This window comes from Streptomyces sp. 6N223 (assembly GCF_052246635.1).
Taxonomy (GTDB): Bacteria; Actinomycetota; Actinomycetes; order Streptomycetales; family Streptomycetaceae; genus Streptomyces.
The window spans coordinates 24862-32333 of sequence record NZ_JBQQCA010000070.1; the positions used below are offsets into that span (position 1 = coordinate 24862).

6 protein-coding genes and 1 pseudogene are annotated in these 7472 nt (G+C 70.7%); 4 read left to right on the plus strand and 3 right to left on the minus strand.

Going from position 1 to position 7472, the window contains the following annotated elements; translation table 11 throughout:
* Positions 1–5: 5 nt before the first annotated feature.
* The 3 genes from ACTWQH_RS29390 to ACTWQH_RS29400 are packed head-to-tail and all read right to left on the minus strand — an operon-like array spanning position 6 to position 3146.
* A complete protein-coding gene (locus ACTWQH_RS29390; RefSeq protein ID WP_443289824.1) occupies positions 6–833 on the minus strand; it encodes a carbohydrate ABC transporter permease in 828 nt (275 codons plus the stop codon).
* The gene (locus tag ACTWQH_RS29395) at positions 833–1876 is read right to left on the minus strand and encodes a carbohydrate ABC transporter permease (RefSeq protein ID WP_443289825.1); all 1044 of its coding nucleotides are present in this window, start codon (positions 1874–1876) and stop codon (positions 833–835) included. The genes ACTWQH_RS29390 and ACTWQH_RS29395 overlap by 1 nt, the downstream gene beginning before the upstream one ends.
* A gap of 4 nt (positions 1877–1880) precedes the next feature.
* Positions 1881–3146, minus strand: a complete 1266-nt coding sequence (locus tag ACTWQH_RS29400; protein WP_443289826.1) for an ABC transporter substrate-binding protein — start codon at positions 3144–3146, stop codon at positions 1881–1883.
* A 152-nt stretch (positions 3147–3298) separates the two neighbouring features.
* Between ACTWQH_RS29400 and ACTWQH_RS29405 the strand changes: the two genes are divergently transcribed.
* From ACTWQH_RS29405 to ACTWQH_RS29420, 4 genes and pseudogenes are all read left to right on the plus strand, one after another.
* Positions 3299–4069 carry a FadR/GntR family transcriptional regulator gene (locus ACTWQH_RS29405; protein ID WP_443289827.1) on the plus strand — a complete coding sequence of 257 codons (771 nt, stop codon included), beginning with the start codon at positions 3299–3301 and terminating at the stop codon, positions 4067–4069.
* A gap of 331 nt (positions 4070–4400) precedes the next feature.
* A complete protein-coding gene (locus ACTWQH_RS29410) occupies positions 4401–4559 on the plus strand; it encodes a hypothetical protein (protein WP_443289828.1) in 159 nt (52 codons plus the stop codon).
* Positions 4560–4769: 210 nt separating this feature from the next.
* Positions 4770–7232, plus strand: a complete 2463-nt coding sequence (locus ACTWQH_RS29415; protein ID WP_443289829.1) for a PQQ-dependent sugar dehydrogenase — start codon at positions 4770–4772, stop codon at positions 7230–7232.
* Between the two features lie 14 nt (positions 7233–7246).
* Positions 7247–7472 (plus strand): annotated as a pseudogene (locus ACTWQH_RS29420) (glycosyl hydrolase); the annotation flags it as partial.

Genomic DNA, 7472 nt, shown 5'->3' on the forward strand with positions numbered 1-7472 from the left:
TTCAGTCAGCCCTTCGTGGAACCGGCGGTGACGCCGTCGGCGATCTGGCGCTGGAAGAAGACGTAGAGCACGAGGACGGGGAGCGCGGCGATGAGCACCCCGGAGGCGAAGACGGGGATGTCGTCGGAGTACTGGCCGCGCAGCGAGGTGACGCCGACCATGAGGGTGCGGTGTTCGGGGGACGGCATCATCAGCAGGGAGATGATCACGTCGTTCCAGCAGAACAGGGCGTTGAGGATGCCGACCGACAGCAGGGCCGGGCGGCCCATGGGCAGCATGACGCGCCGGTAGACGCCGTAGGGCGTGTTGCCGTCGATCCGGGCCGCGTCCACCAGCTCGCGCGGGATCGCCGTGTAGTAGCTGGTCATCAGGAAGATCGTGAAGGGGAGGAACTGCGCGACGTAGGCGAGGATCAGCCCGGCGTAGGTGTCCATCAGCTGGGCGTCGGCCATGATCCGCGCGAGCGGGACCATGATGACCTGGAAGGGCACGAACAGCGCCGCGAGGCAGCCCAGGAAGAGCGCCCGCGAGCCTCTGAACCGGAGGTGGCTCAGCGCGAAGCCGGCCATCGAGCCGAACAGCAGGAGCAGCGCGACGGCGGACGTCACCACGACGAGCGAGTTGATGACGTACCGGTCCATGCCGACGTTCGTCCAGGCCGTGGTGACGTTGTCCAGGTTCGCGGAGTCGGCCGGGGAGAAGCGGTCGAGGACGTAGTCGTGCCGGGTCTTCATCGCGACGTTCGCGGTGAAGACCAGGGGATAGATCGTCGCCAGGGCCAGGGCCGCCATCGGGACGGCCGCCACCCATCTGCTGAGGCGGAGCCCGCGCATCAGGTCTCCCTTCCCGAGCGGCGCAGCAGCGCGATCTGCGCGAGTCCCACGACGAGCATGATGAGGAAGAGGACGGTCGAGGCGGCCGAGGCGAGCGCCGGGCGGTTCATCTCCCCTTGCTGGGTCCAGATGTAGTACTCCGGCAGGTAGGTCGAGCCCTCCGGCCCGCCGTCGGTCATGACGTACAGCAGCCCGAACATGGACGTCAGCATCCCGATCATCGTGGTCACGACGACGAACTGGATGGTGCGGGACAGGCCCGGGATGATCACGTGCCAGATGGTCTGGGGCAGCGAGGCGCCGTCGACGCGGGCGGCGTCCAGCAGCGCGGCGTCGAGGGTGGCGAAGCCGGCGAGGAAGACCACCAGCGCCATCCCGAACGTCGCCCACACGTGCACGCCGACGACGGTGAATATCGCGACGTCCGGATCGCCGAGCCAGTCGACCGGTCCGATGCCGACCTTCCCGAGGCCGGAGTTGAGGGGGCCGTCGAACGCCAGCAGGAGGTTGAAGATCGCGCCGACGATCACCGGCGAGAGCACGGCCGGGAAGAAGTAGACGCTCCGGTAGAACCGGTGTCCGGGCACGCGCAGGTAGATGAACGTCGCCAGCAGGCCCGGGATCGCCACCGCGACCGGCAGCAGCAGCACCAGCAGCCCGACGTTCTCCAGCGCGGTGCGGAAGACCGGGTCGTCCAGCAGCTCCGTGTAGTTGTCCAGGCCCACCGGCTGCCCGTCGAGCTCCCCGTCGCCGGTGAAGGAGAAGTTGACGCCGAGGACCAGCGGGTACAGCCGGAGGACGAGGATGATCAGGAGGGCCGGCGCCACCAGGACGTAGGGCGCGAGGCGCTCGGCGCGCCGCCCGGTCCAGAACCGCGGCGGCGGGGCGGAGGCGACGGCGCCCGTGCGGCGGGCGTCCGGGCCCTCCGCGGCCTCGACGGCCGCCCCGGCCTCGGGAGCCGGGCGGACCGCCGGGCGGGCGGGCGGCACGGCCGCGCCTCCCCGCGAGCCGCGCTGCCCCCTCAGCGATCCTCTCGGCGGCACGGCTTCAGCTCCCCTGGTCGGAGTCGGCCAGCTGCCGCAGCGCGTCGTCGACGCTGACCGATCCGCTCAGGAGCTGCTGGGAGAGCCGGCCCATCAGGTCCAGCGTCTCGGCCGACAGGGCGACGTGCAGGGCCGGCTGGCCGGTCTCGATCTCCGGCACGATCGCGGACAGGGCGGGCCCGCCGCCGGAGACGTCCACGGTGGTGTCGGAGACGACGGCGCCGGCGTCGGCGTAGAAGTCGGTCAGCGCGTCGGTGGAGGTCAGGGACCGGACCAGGTCGGCGGCCAGGTCCGGGTGCTCGGTCCCCTTCGCGACCGCGTACCCGATGCCGCCGTCGTAGGGGAGGCTGGGGCTGGCGCCGTCCGTGACGAGGGGGGCGCGCATCACGCCGACGTTGTCCTCGCCGAGGAACTCGCCGAAGTCCTTCCAGTGACCGATGTCCGACATCAGCCCGACGATGTGGGCGGCGTCGCCCGACTCGAAGAGCGCGAGGGAGTCGTTGAACAGCGCGGTGGAGTTGACCCCGTCGTTGTTCAGGCCCGCGTCGTCGGCCTCCTGCCAGAGCTCGAAGATCCGCCGCACGTTGGGAGAGGTCCAGTCCCGGTTCCCGGCGACCCAGTCCTCGTACTCCTCCGGCGTGAGGACGGCCGATCCCAGTCCCGAGAGGAAGAACTGGATGCCGTAGCCCTCCTTGTTCCCCAGGGAGAAGCAGCTGGCCTCCGTCTCCTCGGCGATGGTCTCGCAGTCGTCGAGGAAGTCCTCCCAGGTGGTGGCCGGTTTCTCCGGGTCGAGCCCGGCCTCCTCGTAGAGGGCCTTGTTGTAGTAGATCGGGTGTCCCTGCAGCGTCACCGGCGCCGCGTAGATGGTGTCGTCCTCGGAGAACGCCTCCCACCCGGCCAGCCGCTCCATGTCCTCGGCCACGTAGTCGTCCAGGGGGAGCAGCTTGTCCGCCCGGTCCCGCAGCTGGCCGCCGCCGTTGAAGAGCATCACGTCGGGGCTCTCGCCCGTCCGCATGGCCGTGCCGAGCAGTGTGTAGTACTGGTCGAACGGCTGGGCGACGAACTGCACGGTCACGTCTGGGTGCTGCTCGGCGAAGTCGGCCTTCGCCGCCTCGATGTACGCGGCGGCCGCCTCGTCACCGGACTTCCAGTCCCAGACGACCAGGGTGTCGTCCCCGCCGCCGGACGAGGAATCGGATCCCGCGCTGCCGCAGCCGGCCAGGGCCAGAGCCCCTGCCAGCACGGTCGACCACAGTGTTCGCCGCTTCATTGCCGCTCACTCTCCGGAGGGCGCCGGGGCAGCCCACCCCTCGGGCCAGATGGCCTGGAAACGTAGGTCGTATGACGTCTCATGTCAAGGGCCAGCCCGTATACTGGCCAGTCGAATCGTGGTGCCGCTGATCGCGGGCCACCGGAGGGACTATGACGGCATCACAGCAAGCCACTTCGGGCGCCCCGGCGCCACCCGCCTGGGTACGGCGGCCGGCCAACCTCGCGAGGGCGCTCACGACGGAGCTGGTGGGGCGCATCGTCCGCGGGGTCTACCCGCCGGGCACGTCGCTGCCGGCCGAGCCGGGGCTCTGCGCGGCGTTCGGGGTCAGCCGGACCGTCGTCCGCGAGGCGGTGAAGCTCCTCCAGGAGAAGGGCCTGGTCCAGGTCCGCCAGGGTGCCGGCACCATGGTGACCCCGCCGACGCAGTGGAACATGCTCGACGAGCTGGTCCTGGGGGCGAGCATCGAGGAGGACGAGAGCCTCGCGATCCTCGACGACCTCGTCGTCACGCGGCGCCTGCTGGAGTCCGACATGGCCAACCTCGCCGCGCAGCTCGCCACGGACGAGGTCATCGACCGGCTGCGCACGCTCGTGGACGAGATGGACGCGCTCGTGGACGACCACGTCACGTACGAAGCGCACGACCGCACCTTCCACGACACGATCATGCAGACCTCTCGGAACCGCATCGCCCGCGCCGTGGTGCGCTCGCTGGAGAGCCAGGTCATCAACACCGCCCGGTACGTGGGCAAGACCGAGCGCGCCCTGTGCGTCGCGTCCAACCAAGGCCATCGCCGCGTCTACGAGCGCATCGCCGCCCACGACCCCCGCGGCGCCGCCGAGGCGATGTTCACCCACATCACCGAGGCCTGGCTCGTCCGGCGCACCGGGCCCGCCGACCCCGTACGACTGCGCCGCTAGCCGACGGCACGCCGCCGCCCCCAGCCCGTCCGCGCGGCTTGGCCCCTTGCGGCTACCTGCGCCCGAAAAAAATACGTACGACGTATGTTGACTGCTGCCCTCAGGCGTCTATGATCCGTGACGTCTGAGAGCCAGCCATGCGTTCGGCATGCCGGATGCCTGGCTGACCGCAGCGATCTGTGCCCGCCCCACAGGCCGTCGCCATGACGAGTACGCGCACCATCCGTTTTGTTCCGGTAAGGCTCCCCCACGCACGGCCAGGTTGCCGGACTCCTGAGGACACAGGGACGCCGTGGTGGTTCTTACCGCCGAGCCGCCATGGAGTTTGCCCGTGTTCGCTTCAGCGCGTCGTTCCCGCCCGCGCCCCATCGTCTCGAGCTGCGGCGGCACCAGCGTCTCCCCACGCCTCACCCCACCCGCCGGGACCGGGGTGTCCGGCCACTCGCTGGGCGGCATGACCACCCACGGCCTGCTCACCGTCCTGGACTAGCCCGGCGCAACGACCCGCCGTGCCACGACGGTTGACTGCAGCAACCCCGTGGCGCGGCGTCGGTGCCTCCCAGGACCAGTCCACTGCCCAACAGCCCCCTGCGGCTGGTCCTGGGCGGGCACCTACTCGACGACGCACCACCCACGCCCGGGGGCGCAGGCCGCGGAGAAGCGATGCGGGCGGGCGGTTCACGCTTCACGGAGGAAGCACATGTACCGAAGATGCAAGAGACTTCTCGCCGCCCTGACCGGCTCGCTGCTCGCCACGGCGGGCGCCGTCACGGTGCTGTCGACGGCCTCGGCCGAACCCGCCGGGACGGTCGACACACTGCAGGCGGAGTTCCAGCAGGTGACCCTGGCCAAGGGGATCGCCGAGATGGGCGAGCCGATGTCGCTGGCGGTGCTGCCCGACCGCTGGGTGCTGCACACCTCGCGGGACGGCACCCTGCGGGCCACCAACCCCGAGGGCACCACCAGCGTCGCGGCGCGGCTCAACGTGTACGCGCACGACGAGCAGGGCCTCCAGGGCGTCGCCGCCGACCCGGACTTCGCCACCAACCGCTTCGTCTACCTCTACTACTCGCCCGCGCTCAACACCCCGCCCGGGGACGCGCCCAATGAGGGCTCGGCCGCGGACTTCGAGGCGTGGAAGGGCGTCAACCGGCTGTCCCGGTTCACCCTGAACGAGGACCACACCCTCGACCTCGGCAGCGAGGTCACCGTCCTCGACGTGCCGACCGACCGCGGCATCTGCTGCCACGCCGGCGGCGACATCGACTTCGACGCCGAGGGCAACCTCTACCTGACCACCGGGGACAACTCCAACCCGTTCGCCTCCGACGGCTACACCCCGATCGACGAGCGGAGCAACCGCAACCCGGCGTACGACGCCCAGCGCTCGGCGGGCAACACCAACGACCTGCGCGGCAAGCTCCTGCGGATCTCGGTCAACGACGACGGCTCCTACGACATCCCCGAGGGCAACCTCTTCGAGCCCGGAACGCCGGACACCCGGCCCGAGATCTACGCCATGGGCTTCCGCAACCCGTTCCGGATGAGCGTCGACAAGGAGACCGGCGTCGTCTACGTGGGCGACTACGGCCCGGACGCCGGCACCTCGAACCCCGCTCGCGGCCCGGGCGGCATGGTCGAGTTCGCCCGCGTCACCGAGCCGGGCAACTTCGGCTGGCCGTACTGCGTCGGCGACAACCGGCCGTACATCGACTACAACTTCGCCACCGGGGGCTCCGGCTCCGCCTTCAACTGCTCCGCACCGACGAACAACTCGCCGCGCAACACCGGCCAGACCTCCCTCCCGCCCGCCCAGCCGGGATGGATCTCCTACGACGGCGGCTCGTTCCCGGCGTTCGGCAACGGCGCGGAGTCACCCATGGCGGGCCCGGTCTACCACTACGACCCCCAGCTGAACTCGTCGGTGAAGTTCCCGCAGGAGTACGACGGCGACTTCTTCGCCATGGAGTTCGGCCGCCGCTGGATCAAGAACATCGACATCGGCGAGGACGGCAGCCCCGGCGCCATCGGCGACATCCCCTGGTCCGGCACCCAGCTCATGGACGCGGCCTTCGGCCCCGACGGCGCGCTGTACGTCCTGGACTACGGCACCGGCTGGTACGCGGGTGACCAGAACAGCGCCCTGTACCGGATCGAGAACGTCTCCGGCGGCCTGTCGCCCATCGCCGAGGCGTCCGCCGATCCCACCTCCGGCGTGGCACCGCTCGAGGTGGCGTTCTCCGCCGAGGGCAGCACGGACCCCGACGGCGACGCCCTGACCTACGCCTGGGACTTCGGCGACGGCGGCTCCTCCACCGAAGCCAACCCCACCCACACCTACACCGAGAACGGCGAGTACACCGCCACGCTGACCGTCACCGACGCCACGGGGCTGACCGCCACCGCCGACGCGCACATCACCGTCGGCAACACCGCCCCCGAGGTGACCATCGAGCTGCCGGCGGACGGCCAGATCGTCGACTTCGGCGACGCCGTGCCCTACGAGATCACCGTCACCGACCCGGAGGACGGCGAGATCGACTGCTCGAAGGTCACGCTGAACTTCATCGTCGGCCACGACAGCCACGGCCACCCGCAGACCTCCGCCACCGGCTGCTCCGGCACCCTCCAGACCCACGCCGACGGCGAGCACGACCCCAACGCCAACATCTTCGGCGTCCTGGACGCGGAGTACACCGACGCCGGCGGGCTGACCACGCACGACCAGCACGTCACCCAGACCAGCCAGCGGCAGGCCGAGCACTTCGGCACCCAGAACGGAGTGGGGATCGTCAGCCACACGGGAGCGCACGGGGGACGGACCGTGGGCAACGTCGACGCCGGCGACTGGATCGCGTTCGAGCCGTATGTGCTCGCCGACGCCACCGAGTTCACCGCCCGGGTCTCCTCCGGCGGTGCCGGCGGCACCATCGAGGTCCGCGCCGGCTCCCCCACCGGTGACCTGCTCGGCAGCGTCGACGTGCCGAACACCGGCGGCTGGGAGAGCTTCCAGAACGTGACGACCGCGCTGTCGGGTGCCCCCGCCGGGACCACCACGCTCCACCTGGTCTTCACCGGTCCCACCGGCGGCGCAAACCTGCTCGACGTCGACGACTTCACGTTCGCCACCGGCGACCCCGCGGCGGGCGACCGCCGCGAGTGAAGGGAGAACCCCCCATGTCCACACACCCGACCCGGCGGTCCGTTCTCGTCGCGGGAGCCCTGGGCGCCGCGGCGCTGCCGGCGGCGGCCGCCTGGGGCGCCTCCGGCGCCTCAGCGCGACCGACCACGGCCTCCGGCGCCTCGGCGGCGCCCGACGATCCCGCCTACGACATCCTCGTCTTCTCCAAGACCGCGGGATTCCGCCACGACTCCATCCCCGACGGCATCGCCGCACTCCAGG